Origin of the sequence: Blautia ammoniilytica (assembly GCF_025566965.1) — a bacterium.
Lineage (GTDB): Bacteria > Bacillota > Clostridia > Lachnospirales > Lachnospiraceae > Blautia_A > Blautia_A ammoniilytica.
In genome coordinates, this window is record NZ_JAOQJL010000020.1 from 1 (window position 1) to 25,635 (window position 25,635).

Sequence of the window (25,635 nt, forward strand, 5' to 3'; positions counted from 1 at the left end):
AGATGAGATATCCCATTCGAAAGAAGTAAGACCCCTTGAAGACGACGAGGTAGATAGGCTGGAGATGGAAGTGCAGTAATGTACGGAGTTGACCAGTACTAATCGGTCGAGGGCTTGACCAAAAAGCGAGAAAGCGGCCATGGCACAGGGATGTGGACAGAGGCAGGTTTACCTGGTGATGGACACAGAGACTGTGGCAGGGGCATTTGCGAAGCAAAAGGCATCGAGCAACGTAGTTGCGAGATGACCGCTTTCGAGAATAGTTAATTGCAGGATTTCACGATTCCAAAGGATGTCGGCATGTATGTGGTTTTGAAGGTACAAAAACATTTGAGCAGTGGACTTGGTTCATTGCTTTTTTTTATGCAATAAAATATTGCTCCGTGCTTTGCAATTTCGCTATAGTCTATATGAAAAAGAAACTGTAGCAGATTCCAGAGATTAATGATACAATAAAAAAATCCAGGATGAAAAGCATCACTAACGGAAGAGAAAAAGAGAAAGAAGGAAAATGCATGGACCTGAATAAAGAAAATATGACTAAGATCAGATATCTAATCACTTTTGCCATTATCCTGTATCTTGGAGTTCAGAATATTCATGTAGTACTTGATGTATTGGGGCTGGGCTGGGGATTATTGCTCCCTTTTATTGTAGGTTCAGCCATGGCATTTGTATTGAATGTACCAATGACATTTATTGAACGTCATCTTTTTGGAAAGGCAAAAGAAAACCATAAAAAAAGTGCAGAGAAAGCGGCAAGACCTGTAAGCTTGTTCCTTTCCATTGTATTTATCATTCTACTGATCATGCTTGTTGTACTGGTTGTGCTTCCCCAGATCGGTAATGCTCTGGTCAGTGTTGCAAAGCGTGTGGAAGAGCGAGTTCCACAGATCCAGCAGTGGTTGGAAAGTACATTTCAAAAGGATTCCCAGATTGTAAAATGGGCTGATTCCATCAATATTCAGCCTGAGAAGATTCTGAATTCTGTAATGAATACACTTAAAAATGGTGCTGATAATATTGTGGCCTCTACCATTTCCTTTACAAAGGGTATTTTTAGTACAGCTATGAATGTAGGTATTGGTTTTGTATTTGCATGCTATATCCTGCTGACTAAAGAACGATTGGCACGGCAGATGAAAAAGGCATTTTATGCGATTTTTCCAAAGAGGATCGTTGAAAGGATCCTTCGGGTGGCCAGACTTGCAAGCAAAACCTTTTCCAGCTTCATTACCGGACAATGTATAGAAGCGGTGATCCTGGGGGCTATGTTTTTTGTTACTATGACCATTGGCAATTTCCCTTATGCAATGCTGATCGGTGTACTGATTTCATTTACAGCGCTGATTCCTATGTTTGGCGGAATTATTGGCTGTTGGACTGGATTTTTCCTGATTCTGATGGTAAGTCCGGTAAAGGCCTTGGCTTTTCTGGTACTGTTTGTTGTGCTCCAACAGATTGAAGGCAATTTAATCTACCCACATGTGGTAGGCGGATCTGTAGGACTTCCGGCAATCTGGGTGCTGGCTGCGGTGACTGTTGGCGGCAGCTTGATGGGAATCGTAGGAATGCTGATTTTTATTCCGCTGGTTTCTGTTTTCTATGCATTGTTTAAAGAATGGGTAAATAAAAGACTGGATCAGAAAAAAATCACTGTAAATTAAATAAGCTGTTAAGAATAATGACAAAAACAGGATTTCACAAAAGTACGTTAATTTAAGCAGGAAAAAGCTCCCTCGCAGTATCTTTAAGGGAGCTTTTTATGTTATGTAGATTTACCAAGGGCAGATCATTCACCCTGAGTGTTTTTCTTTACTTCAGCAAGCTTCATTGCACGAACTTTCATCGGAAGACCAAAGAGAGTGATGAAACCGTCTGCATCATGATGATCATACATATCACCGGTTGTAAAGGAAGCAAGAGATTCGTTGTAAAGGCTGTAAGGAGAAGTTGTGCCTGCCTTAATAATGTTGCCCTTGTACAGTTTGAACTTCACTTCACCAGTTACATATTTCTGAGTGGACTCAACAAAAGCCTGGAGTGCTTCACGAAGAGGGGTGAACCATTTTCCTTCATATACTACCTGTGCCAGCTGGCTTCCAAGCTTTTTCTTGGTTTCCATAGTTTCACGGTCAAGAATCAGTTCTTCCAGCTGATCATGAGCCTCCATAAGGATAGTTCCGCCAGGAGTCTCATATACACCACGGGACTTCATACCAACAACACGGTTCTCAACGATATCAACAATACCGATTCCATTCTCGCCGCCAAGTCTGTTCAGCTCTGTAATAATTTCAGATACTTTCATTGCTTTGCCATTTAATGTTTTAGGAACACCGGCTTCAAATGTCATAGTCACTTCTGTTTCTTTGTCAGGAGCCTGTTGTGGAGTAACGCCAAGTACAAGCATGTTATCGTAATGTGGTGCCTGGGAAGGATCCTCAAGCTCAAGACCTTCATGACTGATGTGCCACAGGTTACGGTCACGGCTGTAGCTGTGACTTTCATCAAAAGGAAGATGAATGCCATGAGCCTGGCAGTAAGCAATCTCATCTTCACGGGACTGCATGGTCCATACGTCTGTCATACGCCAAGGAGCGATGATCTTCAGATCTGGAGCAAGTGCTTTGATGGAAAGTTCAAAACGAATCTGGTCATTTCCTTTTCCTGTTGCACCGTGGCAGATAGCAGAAGCACCTTCTTTACGTGCAATTTCAACCAGTTTTTTGGCAATCGCAGGACGAGCCATGGAAGTTCCAAGAAGATATTTGTGCTCATAAACTGCACCGGCTTCTACACATGGCATAATATATTCATCACAAAATTCATCAATAATGTCTTCAATATATAATTTGGAAGCTCCGGAAAGCTTTGCTCTCTCATCAAGACCATCCAGTTCGTTATCCTGTCCGCAGTTTACACAGCAGCAGATTACATCATAACCAAAATTTTCTTTCAGCCAAGGAATTAATGTGGTGGTATCAAGACCGCCGGAATATGCTAAAACAACTTTTTCTTTCATAATTTTTTCTCCTGACATTTTTAATATTCAATATTCAAAAGCGAGTAGTAAGGATTCAAAGGGCGGTGAGTGAAAAATATGCATAATATGTAATTAAATATGAATATTTATTCACTCACATCTCACCTGATTTTCTACTTGACCCATTGCTGGAAAATAATATACAACATTTTAAATAAATATGCAATAGGAAATCAAGAAAAAGTCAAATTTTTTTTGCATAAAAATGCAGCATAATATAGAAAATAAAGGGAAAATATGCACAAACAAAGAAAAAAGGTGAGAAAAATAAGGAAAAAAGGCTATTGCATAATATGCAGAAAAGATGTATAATCTACGGCACAGGAGGTAGAAGTGATGATAAAAGCAGGTATTATAGGAGCGACCGGATATGCCGGCAACGAGATCGTAAGACTTCTTCTGGGACACAAAGATGTTGAGATTGCCTGGTATGGCTCCAGAAGTTATATTGATAAGAAATATGCAGATGTGTACAGGAATTTTTTCCAGATCGTAGATGCAAAATGCATGGATGATAATATGGCAGCACTGGCTGATCAGGTTGATGTGATTTTTACAGCCACACCTCAGGGTTTATGTGCATCTCTTGTAAATGAGGAGATACTTTCTAAAGCAAAGGTGATCGACCTGAGTGCAGATTTCAGGATCAAGGATGTAGCCAAATATGAAAAATGGTATGGCATACAGCACAAATCTCCACAGTTTGTTGAAGAGGCTGTGTACGGATTGTGTGAGATCAATAGGGAAGATATCAAAAATGCAAGACTGGTGGCCAATCCAGGGTGTTATCCTACCTGTTCTACATTATCCATTTATCCATTGGTAAAAGAAGGAATGATCGATCCAAACACTATTATTATTGATGCAAAATCAGGTACTACCGGTGCAGGAAGAGGGGCAAAGGTTGATAATCTTTACTGCGAAGTAAATGAGAATATCAAGGCTTATGGCGTAGCAGGACATAGACATACCCCTGAGATCGAGGATCAGCTTTCCTATGCATGCGGCAAGGATGTGGTGATCAGCTTTACCCCGCATCTTGTGCCTATGAATAGAGGCATTCTTGTAACAGCGTATGCATCCCTTACCAAAGATGTTTCTTATGAAGAAGTAAAGGCTGTATATGATAAATACTATGATAATGAGCAGTTTGTACGTGTTCTGGATAAAGATGTGTGTCCACAGACGAAATGGGTTGAGGGCAGCAATTATGTAGATGTGAACTTTAAACTGGATCCAAGGACCAATCGTGTGATCATGATGGGGGCTATTGATAATCTGGTAAAAGGTGCGGCAGGACAGGCTGTACAGAACATGAATCTGATGTTTGGATTTAAAGAAAACGAAGGATTATTACAGGTGCCTATGTATCCGTAAAATCAAGGAGGATTATAGTATTATGAAAGAAATAGAAGGCGGCGTTACAGCGGCGAAGGGGTTTCAGGCAGCAGCAGCTGCTGCTGGGATCAAATATCAGGGACGTACAGATATGGCAATGATCTACAGTCAGACACCCTGTGTGGCAGCTGGCACATTCACTACGAATGTAGTCAAGGCAGCTCCTGTGAAATGGGATCAGGAGATCGTATATCATCATCCACATGCTCAGGCAGTGGTATGTAACAGTGGGATTGCCAACGCATGTACTGGTGAGAAAGGATATGGTTATTGTAAAGAGACTGCACAGGCAGTGTCACAGGCTCTTGGGATTTCAGAGGACAGCGTGCTGGTAGCTTCTACAGGTGTGATCGGCATGCAGATCCCTATTGACAGGATCACTGCAGGTGTGAAAGCACTTGTACCTGGACTGGATGGCAGCATTGCAGCAGGTACTGAGGCTGCAAAAGCGATCATGACTACAGATACTGTGAAAAAGGAAGTGGCAGTACAGGTTCAGATCGGCGGCCAGACTGTGACAGTAGGCGGTATGTGTAAAGGCTCCGGTATGATCCATCCTAATATGTGTACCATGCTTTCCTTTATTACGACGGATGCATGTATTTCAAAGGAAATGCTGCAGAAGGCGCTTAGTGAGGATATTAAGGACACCTACAATATGGTTTCTGTAGACGGAGATACTTCTACCAATGATACAGTTCTTCTGTTGGCAAACGGCCAGGCAGGCAATCCAAAGATCACAGAAGAGGGCGAGGATTTCAAAGCTTTTTGCCAGGCACTTAATTATGTAAATACCACACTTGCAAAGAAGATCGCAGGTGACGGAGAAGGTGCAACCGCTCTTTTTGAAGTTAAGATCATCGGGGCAGAGTCAAAGCAGCAGGCAGTAACACTTGCCAAGTCTGTCATCACTTCGTCTCTTACAAAAGCTGCAATTTACGGACATGATGCCAACTGGGGACGTATTCTCTGCGCAATGGGATATTCCGGAGCACAGTTTGATCCTGAGAAGGTAGATCTGTATTTTGAAAGCAGTGCAGGAAAGCTGAAGATCATTGAGAATGGTGTTTCTACTGGATATAATGAAGAAGAGGCGACAAAGATTCTTTCCCAGAGTGAGGTAACAGCTATTGCAGATGTGAAGATGGGCTGTGCATCTGCCACTGCATGGGGATGCGACCTGACTCATGAATATGTAAACATTAATGCAGATTATCGTTCCTGACAGGAGGAGTACTTCAGATGGTAAATCAGATGTATTTGGACAAGGCAGAGGTGCTGATCGAGGCGCTGCCTTATATTCAGCGTTTTAACAGAAAAATCGTAGTGATCAAGTATGGCGGAAGTGCTATGCTGGATGAGGAACTGAAAAAAAATGTGATCAAAGATGTGGTTCTTCTGAAACTTGTTGGTTTTAAGCCGATTATCGTGCATGGCGGCGGCAAGGAGATCAGCCGCTGGGTAGGTAAGGTTGGAATGGAGCCGCATTTCATTAACGGTCTGCGTGTTACAGATAAGGATACCATGGAGATCGCTGAAATGGTGCTGGCAAAGGTAAATAAAGAACTTGTAACCAATGTGCAGTCCCTTGGAGTAAATGCAGTTGGTATCAGCGGCAAGGATGGCGGCCTTCTTGAATGCAAGAAAAAGCTTTCTGGTGGTGAGGATATAGGTTATGTAGGAGATATTACCCATGTAAACCCGGGGATCCTTTATGATCTTCTGGAAAAAGATTTCCTGCCGATTGTGTTCCCGGTAGGATTTGATAAGAATTATGATTCTTATAATATTAATGCAGATGATGCGGCATGTGCCATCGCTAAAGCTGTTCATGCAGAAAAACTGGCGTTTCTTTCGGATATTGAAGGTGTTTACAGGGATAAAGATGATCCATCATCTCTGATTTCAGAACTGCATGTCCATGAAGCACAGAAGCTGATCGCTGATGGTTTTGTAGGAGGCGGGATGATTCCTAAGCTGGGCAATTGTATTGATGCCATTGAAAAAGGAGTAAACCGTGTACATATCCTGGATGGAAGAATCCCACACAGTCTGCTGTTGGAAATCTTTACCAATAAAGGTATTGGAACAGCCATTTTAAGAGAAGACGGAGAAAAATATTACAATGAACATGAATGATCAGATCGAAGAAGCTGAAGTTAGTATTCTTCATACATATAACCGTTTCCCAGTAGTATTTGAAAAAGGTGAAGGTGTTCATCTTTATGATACACAGGGAAAAAAATATCTTGATTTTGCAGCCGGAATCGCAGTAAATGCGCTGGGGTATCATTATCCCGGGTATGATGAAGCATTGAAAGACCAGATCAGCAAGCTTACCCATATTTCCAATCTGTATTATAACCAGCCGGTGATCGAAGCTGGTGCCAAGCTGGTGCTTGCAAGCCACATGGATAAGGTGTTTTTTACAAACAGTGGTACAGAGGCTATAGAAGGCGCACTAAAAGCTGCCAAAAAGTATGCTTATGTACGTGACGGACATGCAGACCATGAGATCATTGCCATGAATCATTCTTTCCATGGAAGAAGTGTGGGTGCACTTTCCGTAACAGGGACTGCTCATTACAGAGAGCCCTTTGAGCCTTTAATGGGAGGCGTGAAATTCGCAGACTTTAATGATCTTGAAAGTGTTAAGGCGCAGATTACAGACAAAACCTGTGCTATTATTACAGAAACTGTACAGGGTGAAGGCGGTATTTATGCTGCTGACAAGGAATTTCTGGAAGGCCTTCGCAGGATCTGCGATGAAAAGGATATTCTGCTGATCCTGGATGAGATCCAGTGCGGAATGGGAAGAACCGGTTATTATTTTGCATGGCAGGCATATGGGGTACAGCCGGATATTATGACCTGTGCAAAGGCTCTTGGATGCGGTGTTCCGGTAGGTGCTTTTGTACTGAACAAAAAGGCTGCTTCTGCCAGCCTTGAGCCAGGAGATCATGGCACTACTTATGGCGGAAATCCTTTCGTGTGTGCAGCAGTAAGTAAGGTGTTTTCTATTTTTGAAAAAGATCTGATCCTTGCACATGTACGGGAACTGACTCCTTATCTGGAATCAAAACTGGATGCGCTTGTTGCAAAGCATGAGTGTGCCGCATGCCGTCGAGGTATGGGCTTTATGCAGGGAATCGTGATCAAAGGGCGTCCGGTCGGAGAAGTGGTGCAGAAAGCTTTGGAAAAAGGCCTTCTTGTGATTTCAGCAGGAAGTGATGTACTGCGTATTGTGCCTCCGTTAGTGATCACAAAGGAAAATGTGGATCAGATGTATGAGATCCTTGATCAGTGTATGGAATAAATAATGAGAAAAGATATTTTTATGTAACAGGAACGTTACAGAGTAATTTTCTCTTACAAAAGAAATCAGCCCCGGGTCGGATACCTGGGGCTGTCTTTTTTTGTAGTACAGAACTGAAAATATAATTCAGAATTGAAAATTATTTAATGATGGTGCCAGTTTTCTCGCGATAGCCGTCTTTGGCATGGGCAAGGTCTGTGATTACGGTACGACGTCCTTCTCCTTTTTCAATAAAAGAGATACCAGCCTGGAATTTAGGAAGCATGGATCCTGGAGCAAATTGATCCTCATCCATATATGTACGTGCCTCATCCACAGAGATGACATCAAGATATTTCTCATCATCTTTTCCAAGATTCAGACTTACTTTTTCAACGCTGGTAAGGATCATCAGTGTATCAGCACCAAGTTCTTCCGCAAGAAGTCCGGCTGTAAGGTCTTTCTCAATAATAGCACTGGCACCGTGAAGGTCGATCCCCTGCTCCATAACCGGAATACCGCCGCCGCCTGCTGCAATCACCACTTGATCTGCATTCACCAAGGCACGGACTGCTTCAATCTCAATGATCTTCTGAGGCTTGGGAGAAGCAAGGATCCTGCGAAATCCACCCTCCGGAAGCTCTGTTACGAAATTACCCTTCTCTTCCTCTGCCTCTGCCTCATCTGCATTCAGCACACGGCCAATGACCTTTTCTGGTTCTGCAAATGCATCGTCATACGGATCAATTACTGTCTGGGTAAGGATAGTGCTGACTGGTTTATAGATGCCTCTTTTGATGAATTCTGCACGAATGGCATTCTGCAGGTCATAGCCGATATAACCCTGGCTCATGGCAGAGCAGACAGACATAGGTGCAAAGGTATAGTCCGGATGTGCTTTACCAAATTCATTCATGGCAGTATGGATCATGCCTACCTGTGGGCCATTGCTGTGGGAGATTACCACATGTGCTCCATCTTCAGTCAGGTCTGCAATGGCTTTGGCTGCCATCTTAGTGGCAATTTTCTGTTCTGGAAGAGTAGTTCCCAGGGCTCTGTGCCCTAATGCCACAACTACGATTTTTTCACTCATAGGAGATACCTCGCTTTTTTTAATTATATGGTATGATCCAGGGTCAAAACACCCAAATCATGTGATATTGCTAAACCTCAATAAATTGAATCTGCAACGATGTTGGTATTGAATGGAATAATTACGAATATCTTACATTATAAAAGACATGGAGAGTAATTGCAACAAAATTTATCTGGGAAGTAGTAGCATAGAAACAGCTATTTCGCCAGGAAGCCGTAAGGCTGTAACAGTCATTTATCTCAGTCGAGAAGACTCCCACCTCTTTCAGGTGGTGAGTAACAGCAAGTTCGTCTCAGTGGGAGTCCAATCTCCCACTGAGATAAACGCTCCGCGAGGATGCGCAGTGATTCTGTAAAGAATATGTCAGCTTACGCTGACCAGAATCACGCGCCAAGTCTCGCAGCTGCTCGACTTGAACTATGGAGCCGTAACTGTACATGTTAGAATAAGGAAAAGCCATCAGGATACACCTGATGGCTCATTTCCTATACTTTTTGAGGGGGGAGATAGAGAGTGGTATTTCATCTATCCAAGACATATTATATATGGCAATTGTGTGTAAAGTGTGTCGTATTTATAAAAGAAATCGAAAGTTTATAAAGAAAAATTAAAGAAGGATTATAATTTTTAAACCCTCTTGTATTTGGAAATCGGTTGTGATACAGTAGGAACAATCTATCTTGACAGCCGATCATAAGGCTGCATTTCTTTTTTTCTTCAGGCATCCTGTCGATGCGATATCCAGTAAGCATATACAGTTTTAAGCAGGTACAGCGAAAACTAAGTCAAGTCAATATGGCAGTTACTTAATATTCACTGTATTAGTACATCGTAAAATATGGGTCAAAGAGCTGACTTTGTGGGAACAGGGGGATTCCATGTGAGAGGAGGGATCTGTCTGTTTTTTTTCGCTCCGCAAGGATGCGTTATAGAATCATTGTAACTGTGATACATGGATAAACATGAAAAGACAGGAGGTTTGAAAAGTATGAAGAAAATCAACATGAAGAAGTATACGCCAAAAGAATTTAGAAAAAAGAAAAGCGTTAATAAAAGTTACATCAGGAGAATGTCCAGAAGGATTGTAAATGAAAATGTGGGGATTATTCTGGCTGGTACTATTCTGGGAGAAATTTTGCTGTCGGCTGCTTTTGTATCAGCCAGTGAAAATGAATTTAATATAAATGAAAGAGAAACTATAAGGATAGAACAAAGGGCTGTATGGACAGATGAAGAAAACTATAAAGGAATCATTGAGATTAATTTTAATGGCCTGTCACAATGGAAAGAAGAAATACAAAAAAGAGAAGTACAGACAAAGGTGGATACAGATATATTTTTGAGCCAGTGCAGTGAAACAGGAACGGAAGTTACGGAAGAGCAGCCTATTGAAGAAAATGGTGCAGAAATACAGGAAAATGATACGGTAACAGAAGCTGCGGAGAAAATAGCAGAAGAAAATGACGAGATAACAGAAATTACAGAGGAAACAGAAATAATAGAGGGAACAGAAAATACAGGAGGAATAGTAGGAGAAAATGTTATTGGAACAGGGATTGAAGAAGAAAACTACGTAGATACAGAGGAAACAGATCGTAATGAGATGTCAAGCCAGGACAGAAACGAGAACTTACAAAATGAAAACGAGGAATTGCAGAGGACGCTGTGCTTTTCTACATATCTTTCAGAGTATTTCATATTGGATCAGACAGGGGGTGGTCTGCCTTATGGAATATATACAGAAGAAATCCCAGTGATCACTCAGATAGGTATTGAGACTACGATCTCAAAATTGTATTACACCTTTACAGAAGCAGATGTGGAGCAGGATCATGTAATTATTTCTATTCCTGTTACACTGCGAGAAGAATACAGGTATGCAGAAACAAAAACCTTATTTCCCGTATTTCAGGATAGCCCGCTTACTGTGAATTTAAATGGTGAGCAGGCATCGGGTCTTTATGCGTCTGTTGTGGAGGAAGTGGAAACTAATCTGTTTTCAGGAGAAGAATCCAGGAAACTACTGATACAAAGTAAAGGTCCTGAGCTTTTGGCACGGGCCGGAAAATTGGATTTTTCTATGGAACTTAGCCAGGAAAAAGAAAATCCCAAAGCAGGGGAAATCGTATATTATCATGTCCTTTTGTGTAATACCGGAGAAAGAGAAATAGAAAATCTGGTCCTGCAGGTACAGGCGAAGGATTATTCTGTTCATTGGCAGCAAAGTCAGGAGCACTTTATTATTGACGAGAACAGTCAGGCAGTGCTGGGAAAACTTGCAGCAGGCCAGACACAGGAGCTGATCTTCTGGCTGCAATCTGGGGAATCTGAAGAAGGAGTCATGGAAATAAAAGTACAGGCATATATCCAAAATGAAGCAGAGCCAGTAAAAAAGGAAAGAGTCATAAGTACAATGATCCAGCCTCTGAAAGCTGATTTTACAGTGGAAAAAACAGCAGACTGTATTCTTGCAGGACCGGGGGATACAATTACTTATCAGATATGTATCCGAAATACAGGCGAGCGAACTTTACATTCTGTTCTGAGTACAGAGAAATTCCTGGATTCCAGGATAAAAGCCAGATTTTTGGAAATGGAGGGAGTACAGCTGAATAAGTCTGGGACTAAGGCTTTGATTCCGAAGATATTGCCAGGAGAATCAGTAGGTCTGAAAGCAGTTGTTGTTCTTCCTGAAGACATTGAGAGCAGTGAGCTGATCAACCAGGTGACAGTGTCTTCTGATGAAACAAAAGAAAAGCAGATCCGGTCTGAAGCAGCAGTGACTGTGCAGGGAATTACACATACACCTGTAGAAGGGCAGGAAGATAACCAGCCACCATATGAAACAGCATACATTACAGAACATGATTCGCCAAAAACAGGTGATCCTATGTTTAAGGAGGAGTATGAACATTTGATGCTCCTTGCTTTTGGAATCTCTATTGCTGCTGGAGTACACATGCTTTACAAAAAACGCAAAAGACCTTAATCCAGAGTTAAAAAACCGCCTGGGCATTCCCATTGAAAACCAACCTTGGGTGTGCTATTCTATAGTGGAGTAAATTTTGATTTTTCTATATATGATGATGTTAGATATCATCAAGTATAGAAAACAAGGAGGAATGTATCATGCGATTATCATCCTTATTAGAAGAATTGGAATATACCTGTATCCAGGGTGATCTGGATAAAGATATTTCAGAAGTTACCTATGATTCACGCAAAGTAAAAGAAGGTGCACTGTTTATCTGCATAAAAGGAGCTGTAGCAGACGGACATAGATTTGTTCCACAGGTATGCGAAAAAGGAGCCGCTGCACTTATCACAGAAGAACCAGTACAAGCACCAGCCGGTGTTACTGTGATCCAGGTAGAAAATACAAGATATGCCATGGCATTTATATCAGCTGCCTGGTTCGGACATCCTGCCAGAAAACTGAAGACCATTGGGATTACCGGTACTAAAGGAAAGACTACTACTACATATATGGTAAAGTCTATTCTTGAAAATGCAGGCTACAAAGTTGGTTTGATCGGTACTATTGAAGCAATCATCGGAGATAAGGTGATTCCAGCTGCCAATACTACTCCGGAATCTTATGTAATCCAGGATTATTTCCATCAGATGGTGGAAGCTGGCTGCGATTGCGTGGTGATGGAGGTGTCCTCCCAGGGTCTGATGCTTCATCGGACACAGGGATTTGTATTTGATTTCGGTATATTTACCAATATTGAGCCGGATCATATCGGACCTAATGAACATAAGGACTTTGACCATTATCTGGCATGCAAGGCCATGCTTTTGAAACAGTGTGTGGTAGGAATCGTAAACAGGGACGATGAGCATTTTGACAGGATCGTTGAAGGACATACCTGTAAATTGGAAACTTATGGATTCTCAAAAGAGGCAGACCTTCGTGCAGAAGATGCGAAGCTTATTGGTGGGAAAGGATACCTGGGTATTTCCTATCACCTGACAGGTCTTCTGGATTTTTCAGTGGAGATTGATATTCCAGGCAAATTCAGTATTTATAATTCACTTACAGCCATTGCGATCTGCCGTCATTTTAATGTATCAGAAGAGAATATCCTGAAAGCCCTGAAGGTGGCAAAAGTAAAAGGCAGGATCGAAATGGTTAAGGTGTCCGATGAATTTACCCTTATGATCGATTATGCACATAATGCCATGGCTTTAGAGAGCCTTCTCACAACCTTGAGGGAATATCATCCCCACAGACTGGTTTGCTTATTTGGATGCGGTGGTAATCGTTCTAAACTCCGTCGTTATGAAATGGGAGAAGTGTCCGGCAATCTGGCAGATCTTACCATTATTACTTCGGACAATCCCAGAGATGAGGATCCCCAGGCAATCATTGACGATATTAAGGTAGGGATTTCCAAGACCAATGGGAAGTATGTGGAGATTATTGACCGTAAGGAAGCCATTGCTTATGCCATTCATCATGGAGAGCCTGGAGATATTGTGATCCTTGCAGGAAAAGGTCATGAGGATTATCAGGAGATCAAAGGGAAAAAGTATGCTATGGACGAAAGGGTTCTGATTCGGGAGATCCTTGAAGAAGACAAGGAAAAAAACAGATAGAATATGATTTATGCAGATGTTATCATTGATATTTCCCATGAAAAGCTGGATCGGACATTTCTTTATCGTGTGCCGGAAGAAATGGAAGGGCAGATACAGGCAGGAATGGTAGTTTCTGTTCCCTTTGGAAATGGAAACAAGCTTCGAAAAGGATATGTTACAGGCCTTTCGGGAGAAGCTGACTTTCAAGGGGGAAAGATCAAGGAGATCCAGGCACTGTTAAGTGATGAAGAAACAACAGAAAGTCGCTTGATCGTACTTGCAGCCTGGATGAGACAGAGATATGGCTCTACCATGATCCAGGCTCTGCGGACAGTATTGCCTATTCAGAACAAAGTAAAAGCAAAAGAAAAAAGATATCTGGTACTGACCATCGAAGCAGAAGAAGGGAAAAAACTTCTTGATCAGCTTTCATGCACCAGATATAAGGCCAGAACACGACTGCTTGCTGCGATGCTGGAAAGAAAAGTGATACCTGCTTCTGAGGCTGCAAAAGATCTGGGAGCATCTGCTTCAGTTTTGAAATATTTTCAGGAAAATAAGATTCTTGAAATACGACAGGAGGAGATCCTGAGAAAGCCTGTAGATATCAGGAAGATCCCCCTGACTGGAAAAGCACAGCTTACGGATGCACAGAAGCAGGCTGTATGTAAAATACGCAGGGAGTGGGAGTCTGACAACTCAAGGACTGTTTTGCTCCACGGAATAACAGGCAGTGGAAAAACGCTTGTATATATAGAACTGATCCAACAGATGATCGAGGAGGGAAAACAGGCGATTGTACTGATCCCGGAGATTGCACTTACCTATCAGACAGTACACAGATTCTGCTCCATATTTGGAGATAAAGTCTCTGTCCTGAATTCCAGGCTTTCCCAGGGAGAGAGGTATGATCAGTTCAAAAGGGCCAAAAAAGGCGAGATTCAGATCATGGTAGGACCCAGATCAGCTCTTTTTACACCTTTTCCAAATTTAGGATTGATCATTATGGACGAGGAGCATGAACCTACCTACAAAAGTGAGAATACACCCAGATATCATACCAGGGAGGCAGCAGTAAAAAGAGGGGAACTGGAAAATGCCCATGTGATCCTTGGTTCTGCCACTCCTTCTTTGGAAGCATATAAGAAAGCACAGGAGGGAGAATATCTTCTGGTCACCTTAAATGAAAGGTATGCGGACAGACCACTGCCTAAGGTATCCATTATAGATATGAGGGGAGAACTGAAAGCAGGGAACCGGTCAGCCCTAAGCCGCAGTCTGAAGCAGGCATTGGAAAAGTGCCTGGAAGAGCATAAGCAGGCAATGCTTTTTTTAAACCGCAGAGGATATGCCGGATTTGTCAGCTGCAGATCCTGCGGTCATGTAATGAAATGTCCACACTGTGATGTATCACTTTCAGAGCATCAGGGAGAAAGACTGATCTGTCATTACTGTGGATATGAAATCAGAAAACCTCAGGTCTGTCCGGTGTGTGGCTCTCCTTATATTGGAGGATTTAAAGCTGGTACACAGCAGATTCAGCAGATTCTCCAAAAGGAGTTTCCAGAGGCATCTGTACTGCGGATGGATTATGATACTACAAGAAATAAGGGAAGCTATGAACAGATCCTGGCTTCATTTTCAGCCCATAAGGCAGATATTCTGGTGGGAACTCAGATGATCGTAAAGGGGCATGATTTTCCTGATGTTACGCTTGTAGGAGTGCTAGCTGCAGACATGTCACTGAATGGTTCAGATTACCGGTGCGGTGAGCGGACATTCCAACTGCTTACACAGGCAGTTGGTCGTTCCGGCAGAGGACTTCAACCAGGAACTGCACTGATCCAGACCTACAATCCGGATCACTACAGTATACAGGCAGCAGCTGTTCAGGATTATCCTGCATTTTACCAGGAAGAAATGGGTTACAGGATGCTTTTGGATTATCCGCCGGCTGCTCATATGATGGCAGTGCTAGGCGCATGTGAACAGGAAGAATTACTTACCCAGGCCATGCATTATACAGCACTCTTTATACGCAGAGTTTGTACGGATGCAGAGCTTCACATGATCGGACCAGCTCCCCAGTCTGTGGGAAAAGTCAAAGATATGTACAAAAAGGTGATTTATTTGAAGCATCAGGACAGCAGAGTACTGATTGCACTTCGGGAAAAACTGGAACAATACATGGAGATTAATTCCGGTTTCAGAAAAATATATATACAATTTGATTTTTCATAACCGAAATGATTCGGGATATAATAATCAGCAGGAAAGGAAGAATAGTAATGGCACTTAGAACAATCAGAACAGAGGGAGATTCTGTTTTAACAAAGAAATGCAGACCTGTAGACAAGATCACACCAAGAATTCTGGAGCTTATTGAGGATATGCTGGACACAATGTATGATGCACAGGGAGTTGGTCTGGCAGCACCTCAGGTGGGCATCCTGAAAAGAATCGTAGTAATCGATGTAGGAGAGGGGCCTATTGTGCTGATCAACCCGGAGATTGTTGAATCATCCGGCGAACAGACTGGTGATGAGGGCTGCTTAAGTGTACCTGGTATGGCTGGTCAGGTTACAAGACCAGAATATGTGAAAGTGAAAGCCCAGGACGAAGAACTGAATGAGATAGAATATGAAGGGGAAGGACTTCTTGCCAGAGCATTCTGCCATGAACTCGACCATCTGGATGGACTGATGTATACCCGTCTGGTAGAAGGAGAGCTTCACCGTACAACTTATGATGAGGATGAGGATTGATATGAAGATTGTTTATATGGGAACTCCGGATTTTGCAGTAAAGCCTTTACGGGCACTTGCAGAAGCCGGATATGAAGTGGCAGCAGTAGTAACACAGCCGGATAAAGCTAAAGGAAGAAGCAAGAATCTGGTTCCTACACCTGTCAAAGAAGAAGCACTAAAGCATGGGCTGACAGTATATCAGCCGGCAAAGGTAAGGGAACAGAGTTTTGTAGATCTTCTCCAGCAGATAGCACCGGATATGATCGTAGTGGCTGCTTTCGGGCAGATCATTCCCAAGAGTATCCTGGATCTGCCCCAATATGGATGTATTAATATTCATGCATCCCTTCTCCCAAAATACAGAGGGGCAGCACCGATTCAGCAGGCAATTATTGACGGTGAGAAAGAGTCCGGTGTTACCATTATGCGTATGGAAGCCGGATTGGACACAGGAGATATGATTGCAAAGGTGGTGGTTCCTATTACAGATGAGGATACAGGAGGAAGCCTTTTTGATAAGCTGGCAGATGCGGGGGCAGATCTTTTGATCAGAACTGTGCCGCATATTCTGGATGGAACAGCTGTCTATGAGAAACAACCGGAAGAAAGTCCAACTCCTTATGCCGGGATGATCACCAAACAAATGGGGAGAATCGATTTCCACAAATCTGCAACAGAGCTGGAAAGGCTGGTACGCGGGTTAAATCCATGGCCCAGTGCTTATACCTTTGTAAACGGAAAAACATTGAAAATCTGGAAATGCAAAACAGAAGATGACAATCAGGGAGCAACACCGGGAACTGTACTTCAGGCACAGGAAGGCGGTATTTTCGTGGCCTGTGGAGAAGGTACACTGGTACTTACAGAAGTGCAGCTGGAAGGAAAGAAACGGATGGATACAGCTTCATTCCTTCGAGGCTATAAAATAGAAAAGGGAACTCTGTTAGGTTAAAGCAGATGTGCTTGATGAGAGGAGCTGAAGGCTTATGTACGGATATCCTTATGGATTTTATTTTGACCCTACGTATATTTTACTGATAATTGGACTTGTGATCTCGCTGATCGCTTCTACAAGGATGAAAAGCACTTTTTCAAAATATCGTCGTGTGAGAAGTGATTCTGGCCTTACTGGTGCACAGACTGCAGAGCGGATCCTGGCTGCAGCCGGGATTTATGATGTGAAGATCGTACCTGTCCAGGGCAGTCTGACAGATCATTATGATCCAAGGACTAAGACAGTATCTTTATCACAGGATGTGTATGGACAGACATCTGTGGCATCTGTATGTGTGGCGGCTCATGAATGTGGGCATGCTATTCAGCATGCAGTGAATTATGCACCACTGAATATCCGTTCAGCGATTGTTCCGGTGGCAAACCTAGGTTCCAGCCTTTCATGGCCGATTTTCTTGGCAGGACTGATCTTTTCTATGCGTTCCCTGCTGATGCTGGGGATTGTCCTTTTTTCGCTGGCAGTTTTGTTTCAGCTTGTGACCCTGCCTGTAGAGTTCAATGCATCCTCCAGGGCTCTTAGGCTGTTGGAAAGCACAGGGATTTTAAGTACAGAAGAGAATCTGGGAGCCAGAAGGGTACTGACAGCAGCGGCTTTGACTTATGTGGCAGCATTGGCTTCATCCATTCTCCAGCTGTTAAGATTGATTATTCTTGCCGGAGGTAGAGATCGTGACTAATGGAATTAACCCAAGAGAGATGATCCTGGAGATCCTGCTTCAGATCGAGGAAGGAGAGCACAGTCATATTGCTATTCGCAGTGCCCTTTCCAAATATCAGTTTCTGCCAAGACAGGAACGGGCCTTTATCACAAGAGTTTGCGAGGGAACTTTGGAATACAGGATCCAGATTGATTATATTCTGGATTCTTTTTCAAAAGTAACAGTAGACAAAATGAAACCGCCTATCCGGGAAATCCTTCGCAGCGCCGTATATCAGCTGCGGTATATGGACAGTGTTCCGGATAGTGCAGTATGCAACGAAGCAGTAAAGCTGACCCAGAGAAAAGGCTTTTATAATTTGAAGCCTTTTGTGAATGGAGTGCTTCGTACCATTGCAAGAGAGATGGATCAGGTGAAATTTCCTTCCAGGGAAGAGAATCTGGTAAGAAGCCTGTCTGTTGAATATTCCATGCCAGAACAGCTGGTTGAACGCTGGCTGGAGGCTTATGGTGAGGAGACCACAGAGAAGATCCTTAAAGATTTTCTTGAAGAAAAGCCTTTGACTGTACGCTGCCGTACATATTTGAATTCTCAGGAGGCTATTGTGAAAAGCCTGACTGATCAGGGAGTAAAGGTAGAACCTGCCCCCTATCTGCCTTATGCCTGCCATATCTCAGGGTTTGACCATATCCTGGCATTGGATGCATTTATTAACGGGAAGATCCTGGTACAGGATGTAAGTTCCATGCTGGTTGCAGAAGCAGCTGATCCGCAAAAAGGGGATTATGTGATTGACGTATGTGCTGCACCAGGTGGAAAAAGCCTGCATGTAGGAGATAAGATGGAAGGCTTTGGCACTGTTGATGCCAGGGATGTGAGTCAGTACAAGGTGAATTTGATCGAAGAAAATATCCGACGCACCAATTCTATTAATGTACAGGCAAAGGTGCAGGATGCTACGATTTTCGACCAGGAATCCGAGCTGCTTGCAGATATTGTGCTTGCCGATGTTCCCTGCTCAGGATATGGAGTGATCGGGAAGAAGCCGGATATCAAATATCGTGTAACACCGCAGAAGCAGGAGGAGATCGTGATTCTTCAACGAACCATCCTTGATCGGGCAGCTAATTATGTGAAGCCCAGAGGTACTTTGATCTTTAGTACCTGTACCATTGCAAAAGAAGAAAATGAAGAAAATATGATGTGGTTTTTGCAAAACTATCCGTTTAAACTGGAAAGTCTGGATCCATGCCTGCCAGAGGAGCTGCATTCCGAGACAACAGCACTTGGATATCTTCAGCTTTTACCGGGAGTACATAAGACAGATGGATTCTTTATTGCAAAATTCAGAAGAAAATAAAGGAAAAAGAGTATGACAGACATTAAGTCGATGAGCATAGAGGAGTTAAAGGATCTGATGGTGCAGCTAAAGGAGAAGCCTTTTCGGGCCAAGCAGATCTACAGCTGGCTGCATGAGCATCTGATCACGTCCTGGGATGAGGCAGGAAATCTGCCGAAAAGCCTGAAAGAAAAACTGTCTGATTATCCCATAACCGTTTTGGAAATGGTAGATCAGCAGATTTCGGCCATTGATGGTACCAGGAAATATCTTTTCAGACTGTCCGATGGTAATGTGATCGAGAGTGTGTTGATGAAGTACAAGCATGGCAATTCAGTATGCATCAGTTCCCAGGTGGGCTGCAAAATGGGGTGCAGGTTCTGTGCTTCTACCATAGGAGGCTGGACCAGAAATCTTCTGCCTTCAGAGATGCTGGACCAGATTTACCGGATTCAGACAGTGACAGGAGAGCGGGTTTCCAATGTGGTAGTGATGGGAACTGGAGAACCGCTGGATAATTATGAGAATCTACTTAGATTTATCCATATTCTTACAGAAGAAGGTGGACTTCATATCAGCCAGAGGAATCTTACCGTTTCCACATGTGGGATTGTTCCCAGAATGTATGAATTGGCAGAAGAAAAGCTGCAGATGACTCTTGCCCTGTCACTTCATGCACCGAATGATGAAAAAAGACAGGAACTCATGCCTATAGCCCAACGCTATACTATGGAACAGGTATTAGATGCCTGCAGGAATTATTTTGAAAAAACAGGCCGAAGGATCACCTTTGAGTACAGTCTGGTTGCCGGAGTGAACGATGGGGATGAAGATGCAGCTCAGCTGGCAGGCAGGATCAAGGACATGAACTGCCATGTAAATCTGATTCCTGTTAATCCGGTTAAGGAACGTTCTTATCGGCGTTCCACCCACCAGGCAGTGGAGAATTTCAAAATAAAACTTGAAAAATATGGAATTAATGTTACTATTAGAAGGGAAATGGGCAGCGACATTGACGGTGCCTGTGGGCAATTAAGAAAAAGCTATATGGAGAAAACAGAAAGCGAGAAGTAGAATGAGGATATATTCAGCGACTGATGTTGGGCAGAAGCGGAAGATGAACCAGGACTATGTGTTTGTTTCCCAGGAGCCGGTCGGAAATCTCCCTAATCTTTTTGCTGTTGCCGATGGCATGGGCGGACACAATGCAGGAGATTATGCATCTGCACATGCAGTACAGACTCTGGTGTCCCAGATTCAGGCAGATGCGGATTTTAATCCCATTAAGGTGATCCGTCATGCGATTGAAGCTGCCAATACAGAAATTATTGATCAGGCGCAGAGAGATGAAGGACTTCGTGGGATGGGGACTACCATGGTAGTTGCCACCATTGTAGGGAATTATGCTTATGTGGCAAATGTAGGAGACAGCAGACTTTACGTTGTACAGGGACAGATTCGTCAGGTGACAAGAGACCATTCCCTTGTACAGGAGATGGTAAGGCTTGGAGAGATCAATGCAGAAGAGGCACGCAACCATCCGGATAAGAATATTATCACAAGGGCGCTTGGTGCAGAAAAGACTGTAGATGTTGATTTTTTTGACCTGAAGCTGGAGCCGGGGAACACGATCCTGATGTGTTCCGATGGTCTGAGCAATATGGTTGAAGATCGTAAGATGGAAGAGATTATAACAAACCCGGATAAGGATATTACCTGGAAAGGGGATACACTGATACGGGAAGCAAACCAGAATGGCGGCAAGGATAATATTGCAGTTATATTGATAGAACCATTCACGAATGAGGTGGAAACATGTTAAAGACAGGTATGATTATAGCAGAACGCTATGAGATAGTAGGAAAAATCGGTACCGGCGGAATGGCGGATGTCTATAAGGCAAAGGATCATAAGCTGAACCGCTATGTGGGAGTGAAGGTCCTGAAACCGGAATTCCGTGAAGATGCAACCTTTGTTAAAAAGTTCAGAAGTGAAGCTCAGGCAGCAGCAGGGCTTACACATCCTAACATTGTAAATGTATTTGATGTTGGGGAAGATGATGGGATATATTATATTGTCATGGAACTGATCGAGGGAATCACTCTGAAAGAGTATATTTCCAAGAAAGGCAAGCTTTCCGTAAAGGAAGCTACCAGTATTGCTATTCAGGTATCCATGGGACTGGAGGCAGCACACAGTCATGGTGTTGTACACAGGGATGTTAAGCCTCAGAATATTATGATTTCCACAGATGGAAAGGTAAAGGTTACGGATTTCGGTATTGCACGGGCTGCATCCTCCAATACCATCAGTTCCAATGTGATGGGGTCTGTACATTACAGCTCTCCTGAGCAGGTACGTGGTGGATACAGTGATGAGAAAAGTGATATTTATTCACTTGGTATTACCTTGTATGAAATGGTTACAGGCAGGGTTCCTTTTGACGGGGACACTACAGTTGCCATTGCTATCAAGCATCTTCAGGAGGAAATGGTTCCACCCAGTGTATATACACCGGATCTTCCCTACAGTCTAGAGCAGATCATCTTCAAATGCACACAGAAGAGTGTAGACCGCCGTTACCAGAAAATGGAAGATGTGATCGCAGACCTGAAGCATTCCCTGATCGATCCACAGGGGGACTTTGTGAAGCTTACATCTGTGGATAATGATGCCAAAACCGTTGTGATTTCTGACAAAGAGCTTGGTGAGATCAAGCATACACCAAAGCAGAAGACAGATATTGAAGAACTGGAAAAAGAGATCAATGAAACAGATTATGATGAGCCGGATGAACCGGTAAGCCGCAGAGAGCGGGAGAGAGAAAGGGAGCGGGAGCGCGAAAGGGCACGAAGAACGAAGAAACAGAGAAACAGCGGACTGATCATTACGATCCTGGCACTGATTTTTGGCGCAGCCCTTCTTGTAGTTCTGATCATTTTCATTGGCCGTGCAGCAGGGCTTATTGGCGGCAGCGACAATACAGACCAACAGCAGGAAGCACAGGTTACGGAAGCACCGGCAGATGAGGGGCAGGTAGCAGTTCCGGATCTGAAAGGCAAGACAGAAGATGAGGCGAAGACTCTTGTTTCTGATCTGCATCTTGGCCTTCAATCTATGGGAGAAGAAGCATCTACACAGGAAAAGGGACGGATCTCTTCACAGGATCTTGATCCTGGAACAATGGTAGACCAGAATACAACGATTAAATATTATATCAGCAAGGGTACACAGGATGTAAGTATCCCGGATGTATCCGGTACTACAGGGATTGATGCACAGCAGCAGCTAGAGGATCTGGGACTGGTAGTGCAGGTACAGAAGGTATACAGTGAAGCAGATGACACAGGAAGCTATCCTCAGGTAGATCCTGGATATTCCATGTATACAGAGCCTTCTTCCGGCACAGATGCTAAGTCCGGTGACAGTGTGACATTGTATGTGAGCCGTGGACTGGATTTTGGTGACAGTGCAGAAGTTCCGTATGTAGTGGGCATGCAGAAGAATGATGCACTTACAACTCTTGGTAAGTTTATCGATATTACAATAAATGAGCAGAAGAGCACAGATGTGGCAGCCGGGGAAGTTATTTCACAGGATCCGGTTGGCGGTGAGGCAGCAGATCCGGATCAGCCAATGACTATTACCATCAGTACAGGTGACCAGGAACCCGGCGCACAGGCAGATACATCTACAGACAGTGTAGCTTCTGCAGATAACAGTACATCAGATACTGCATCATCAAACAATGATACAGCCAGCCAGGCGGCAGCTGCAGGGGAAGTATGGAAATGTACACAGAGACTGAATACTCCTACCGGTTATAATGGCGGCTCTGTCCGTCTGGAACTTGTACAGGAGGTAGGAGGAGTGCCTACTGCTTCCGTGATCGTAGAGGGGCAGAAGATCACTTTCCCATATCAGCTGGATATTACAGGTGCACCTGGTGTGAGTGAAGGTACGCTTTATCTGTCCGAGGAAGTGGACGGAAGCTATCAGGAACTGGGACATTATCCCATCACTTTTGAAAAGGCTGAATAATCCATGCAGGGAAAGATCATAAAAGGAATTGCAGGCTTTTACTATATTTATGCAGAAGACGGAGAAACCTATGAGTGCAAGGCTAAAGGAATTTTCCGTAAAGATAACCAGAAGCCTTTGGTAGGGGATGATGTACAAATCAGCATTCTGGATCCTAAGGAAAAGAACGGAAATATAACAGCGATTCTTCCAAGGAAGAATTCGCTGATACGTCCGGCGGTAGCCAATGTGGATCAGGCAATGGTGATATTTGCCATGGAAAGCCCTAAGCCCAATTTTCTTCTTCTTGACAGATTTCTGATCATGATGGAGCAGCAGGATGTTCCTTCTGTGATCTGTTTTAACAAAGGAGATCTTGCAGAACCAGAAGAACAGCAAAGACTGTGCAGAATTTATGAGGATTGTGGATATCAGGTGATTCCTGCCAGTATCAAAGATGGTATCGGAGTAGATCAGATCCGTAAGGTACTGCAGGATAAGACCACTGTTGTGGCCGGGCCGTCAGGAGTTGGAAAGTCTTCACTGACGAACAGGCTTCAGGATGAGATTTGTATGGAGACTGGCGAGATTAGCCGTAAGCTGAAACGGGGACGTCATACTACCCGACATTCCCAGGTGATTCCTGTAGGAAAGGATACCTTCCTGGTGGATACACCTGGATTTTCTTCTTTATACCTGACTGATATGGAAGAAGATCAGCTGAAGGATTATTTTCCGGAATTTACCAGGTATGCACAGCAATGCCGTTTTCAGGGATGCCGACATATCCATGAGCCGGACTGCCAGGTGAAGCAGGCATTGGAGGATCATAAAATCAGCAAGCTGCGATATGAGGATTATTTGGTATTATATCAGGAATTAAAAGACAAACGTAAATATTAAATGAAATATAAAAATAAGCGTAAATACTAAATGAAATATAAATATTAAGCGGAATATAAGGAGGATTATTAAAACTATGTATCAGTTGTGTCCGTCTATTTTATCTGCGGATTTTAACCGCCTGGGCGAACAGATTAAAATCTTGGAAAACGAGGGAGTAAAATGGCTTCATATTGATGTTATGGACGGCGATTTTGTGCCAAGTATTTCCTTTGGAATGCCGGTGATCAAATCTATCCGCAAGGAATCCGGTATGTTCTTTGATGTGCATCTGATGGTTACAGAGCCTGGTCGTTATATTCAGGATTTTGTAGACTGTGGTGCTGATTCCATTACTGTGCATGCGGAGGCATGTGAGGATTTGGAACGTACCATTGAATTGATCCATGATGCAGGCGTAAAGGCAGGCATATCTATCAAACCGGCTACTCCGGTAAATGATATCAGCCATATGCTTGAGGATGTTGACATGGTACTTGTTATGACTGTTCAGCCAGGCTTTGGGGGACAAAAGTATATAGATGAGTGTACAGAGAAGATCCAGGAGCTTAGGGAACTGATCGACCATGAGGGGCTGGATGTGGATATTCAGGTAGACGGCGGGATCAATGAGGATACCCTTGTAACTGTAATGAAGGCCGGAGCCAATCTTTTTGTGGCAGGCTCCTGGGTGTTCAAGGATGATATTGCAAAGAATGTAAGAAATATCCAGAATAAGATCCATGAAATAGCAGATACACTGGAATAAGGAAGCATATGATTGATACAGTAGTAGTGAGCGGGGGCAATATCCAGGTTGATTTTGCCCTCGATTTTTTAAAAAAACTGAAAAAAGAAACAAACAGAAAAACATCAACACAGACAAGCACTTCCCATAGTAAAGCTTTGCAGCTGATCGCAGCAGATAAAGGCCTGGAATTTTTCATAACAGCAGGCATAACGCCAGATCTGATAGTGGGAGATTTTGACAGCCTTTCCTCGGAGGGAAAGATATACATGGAAAAACTGCCACAGACTTCTATCAGCAGGTTAAAGCCTGAAAAAGATGATTCTGATACACAGTCAGCTGTGAATCTGGCTATTTCTCAGGGAGCAAAGGACATTCTGATCCTTGGAGGGACAGGCACCAGGCTGGATCATGTGATGGCCAATCTGGGACTGCTTTTGTCAGGCAAAGAACGGGGTGTGAATATCCGGCTAGCAGACGTGAATAACTTTATCACCCTTGTGGATAATGGCACAGTTCTTCACAAAGACCGGCAGTATGGGAAGTATGTATCTTTTTTCTCTGTAGGAGGAGATGTGACCGGACTTACCCTGGAAGGCTTTAAATATCCGCTGCATGATCATCATCTGCGGTTCGCCCAAAGCGGGCTTACTGTTAGCAATGAGATTAAGGAGCAGGAGGCTAGGATCACCTTTTCCGGGGGCAATTTGCTGATGTTAATGACAAGAGACTGAATTGGGGCTAAATGTGGCGGTTTGCAGGTGAATACCGTGTAGACTCAAAATCGGATAAAGGTATACAAAAGAG

20 protein-coding genes and 1 rRNA gene are annotated in these 25,635 nt (G+C 43.4%); 19 read left to right on the top strand and 2 right to left on the bottom strand.

Annotated features, from left to right (window positions below; genetic code table 11):
- Positions 1-122, top strand: a 23S ribosomal RNA gene (locus tag OCV61_RS10810); the annotation flags it as partial.
- A gap of 393 nt (positions 123-515) precedes the next feature.
- The gene (locus OCV61_RS10815) at positions 516-1,667 is read left to right on the top strand and encodes an AI-2E family transporter (RefSeq protein WP_158421878.1); all 1,152 of its coding nucleotides are present in this window, start codon (positions 516-518) and stop codon (positions 1,665-1,667) included.
- Between the two features lie 125 nt (positions 1,668-1,792).
- Here the strand turns inward: OCV61_RS10815 and OCV61_RS10820 are convergent, their stop codons facing one another.
- Positions 1,793-3,025 carry an argininosuccinate synthase gene (locus tag OCV61_RS10820; protein WP_158421823.1) on the bottom strand — a complete coding sequence of 411 codons (1,233 nt, stop codon included), beginning with the start codon at positions 3,023-3,025 and terminating at the stop codon, positions 1,793-1,795.
- A gap of 357 nt (positions 3,026-3,382) precedes the next feature.
- Here OCV61_RS10820 and argC point away from each other — a divergent pair, with 357 nt between their 5' ends.
- Genes argC through OCV61_RS10840 form a run of 4 tightly spaced genes read left to right on the top strand, consistent with a single transcriptional unit; the run spans position 3,383 to position 7,760 of the window.
- The gene (argC, locus tag OCV61_RS10825) at positions 3,383-4,423 is read left to right on the top strand and encodes an N-acetyl-gamma-glutamyl-phosphate reductase (protein ID WP_158421824.1); all 1,041 of its coding nucleotides are present in this window, start codon (positions 3,383-3,385) and stop codon (positions 4,421-4,423) included.
- A gap of 22 nt (positions 4,424-4,445) precedes the next feature.
- The gene (gene argJ, locus OCV61_RS10830; protein WP_158421825.1) at positions 4,446-5,669 is read left to right on the top strand and encodes a bifunctional glutamate N-acetyltransferase/amino-acid acetyltransferase ArgJ; all 1,224 of its coding nucleotides are present in this window, start codon (positions 4,446-4,448) and stop codon (positions 5,667-5,669) included.
- A gap of 17 nt (positions 5,670-5,686) precedes the next feature.
- Positions 5,687-6,583: an acetylglutamate kinase gene (gene argB, locus OCV61_RS10835; protein WP_158421826.1), complete on the top strand. Its 897-nt coding sequence runs from the start codon at positions 5,687-5,689 to the stop codon at positions 6,581-6,583.
- On the top strand, positions 6,570-7,760 hold the full coding sequence (locus OCV61_RS10840) for an aspartate aminotransferase family protein (RefSeq protein WP_158421827.1): 1,191 nt from the start codon (positions 6,570-6,572) through the stop codon (positions 7,758-7,760). The genes argB and OCV61_RS10840 overlap by 14 nt, the downstream gene beginning before the upstream one ends.
- Positions 7,761-7,899: 139 nt before the next feature.
- On the opposite strand, the gene arcC is transcribed toward OCV61_RS10840, so the two are convergent.
- The gene (gene arcC / locus OCV61_RS10845; protein ID WP_158421828.1) at positions 7,900-8,832 is read right to left on the bottom strand and encodes a carbamate kinase; all 933 of its coding nucleotides are present in this window, start codon (positions 8,830-8,832) and stop codon (positions 7,900-7,902) included.
- A 991-nt stretch (positions 8,833-9,823) separates the two neighbouring features.
- Between arcC and OCV61_RS10850 the strand changes: the two genes are divergently transcribed.
- The 13 genes from OCV61_RS10850 to OCV61_RS10910 all read left to right on the top strand — a co-directional run bounded on the left by OCV61_RS10850 (position 9,824) and on the right by OCV61_RS10910 (position 25,562).
- Positions 9,824-11,824, top strand: coding sequence for a DUF7507 domain-containing protein (locus OCV61_RS10850; protein WP_262582808.1), 2,001 nt, complete (start codon positions 9,824-9,826; stop codon positions 11,822-11,824).
- Positions 11,825-11,964: 140 nt separating this feature from the next.
- Positions 11,965-13,437, top strand: a complete 1,473-nt coding sequence (locus tag OCV61_RS10855; RefSeq protein WP_158421830.1) for a UDP-N-acetylmuramoyl-L-alanyl-D-glutamate--2,6-diaminopimelate ligase — start codon at positions 11,965-11,967, stop codon at positions 13,435-13,437.
- A gap of 3 nt (positions 13,438-13,440) precedes the next feature.
- On the top strand, positions 13,441-15,660 hold the full coding sequence (priA, locus tag OCV61_RS10860; RefSeq protein ID WP_158421831.1) for a replication restart helicase PriA: 2,220 nt from the start codon (positions 13,441-13,443) through the stop codon (positions 15,658-15,660).
- A gap of 47 nt (positions 15,661-15,707) precedes the next feature.
- Positions 15,708-16,184 (top strand): peptide deformylase, encoded by a 477-nt coding sequence (def, locus tag OCV61_RS10865; protein WP_158421832.1) that lies wholly within the window; start codon positions 15,708-15,710, stop codon positions 16,182-16,184.
- A gap of 1 nt (position 16,185) precedes the next feature.
- Positions 16,186-17,118, top strand: a complete 933-nt coding sequence (gene fmt / locus OCV61_RS10870) for a methionyl-tRNA formyltransferase (protein WP_158421833.1) — start codon at positions 16,186-16,188, stop codon at positions 17,116-17,118.
- A gap of 34 nt (positions 17,119-17,152) precedes the next feature.
- A complete protein-coding gene (locus OCV61_RS10875; RefSeq protein WP_158421834.1) occupies positions 17,153-17,857 on the top strand; it encodes a zinc metallopeptidase in 705 nt (234 codons plus the stop codon).
- Entirely contained in the window at positions 17,850-19,199 is a 1,350-nt protein-coding gene (gene rsmB / locus OCV61_RS10880) for a 16S rRNA (cytosine(967)-C(5))-methyltransferase RsmB (RefSeq protein ID WP_158421835.1), read from the top strand. Before OCV61_RS10875 ends, rsmB begins: the two co-directional genes overlap by 8 nt.
- Before the next feature lie 12 nt (positions 19,200-19,211).
- Positions 19,212-20,252 (top strand): dual-specificity RNA methyltransferase RlmN, encoded by a 1,041-nt coding sequence (gene rlmN / locus OCV61_RS10885; RefSeq protein ID WP_158421836.1) that lies wholly within the window; start codon positions 19,212-19,214, stop codon positions 20,250-20,252.
- Position 20,253: 1 nt separating this feature from the next.
- On the top strand, positions 20,254-21,000 hold the full coding sequence (locus tag OCV61_RS10890) for a Stp1/IreP family PP2C-type Ser/Thr phosphatase (protein ID WP_158421837.1): 747 nt from the start codon (positions 20,254-20,256) through the stop codon (positions 20,998-21,000).
- Positions 20,994-23,219, top strand: a complete 2,226-nt coding sequence (pknB, locus tag OCV61_RS10895) for a Stk1 family PASTA domain-containing Ser/Thr kinase (RefSeq protein ID WP_158421838.1) — start codon at positions 20,994-20,996, stop codon at positions 23,217-23,219. Before OCV61_RS10890 ends, pknB begins: the two co-directional genes overlap by 7 nt.
- A 3-nt stretch (positions 23,220-23,222) precedes the next feature.
- A complete protein-coding gene (rsgA, locus tag OCV61_RS10900; protein ID WP_158421839.1) occupies positions 23,223-24,101 on the top strand; it encodes a ribosome small subunit-dependent GTPase A in 879 nt (292 codons plus the stop codon).
- 76 nt (positions 24,102-24,177) lie between these two features.
- On the top strand, positions 24,178-24,849 hold the full coding sequence (gene rpe, locus OCV61_RS10905) for a ribulose-phosphate 3-epimerase (protein ID WP_158421840.1): 672 nt from the start codon (positions 24,178-24,180) through the stop codon (positions 24,847-24,849).
- Positions 24,850-24,857: 8 nt separating this feature from the next.
- Positions 24,858-25,562 (top strand): thiamine diphosphokinase, encoded by a 705-nt coding sequence (locus OCV61_RS10910; RefSeq protein ID WP_158421841.1) that lies wholly within the window; start codon positions 24,858-24,860, stop codon positions 25,560-25,562.
- Positions 25,563-25,635 lie beyond the last annotated feature (73 nt).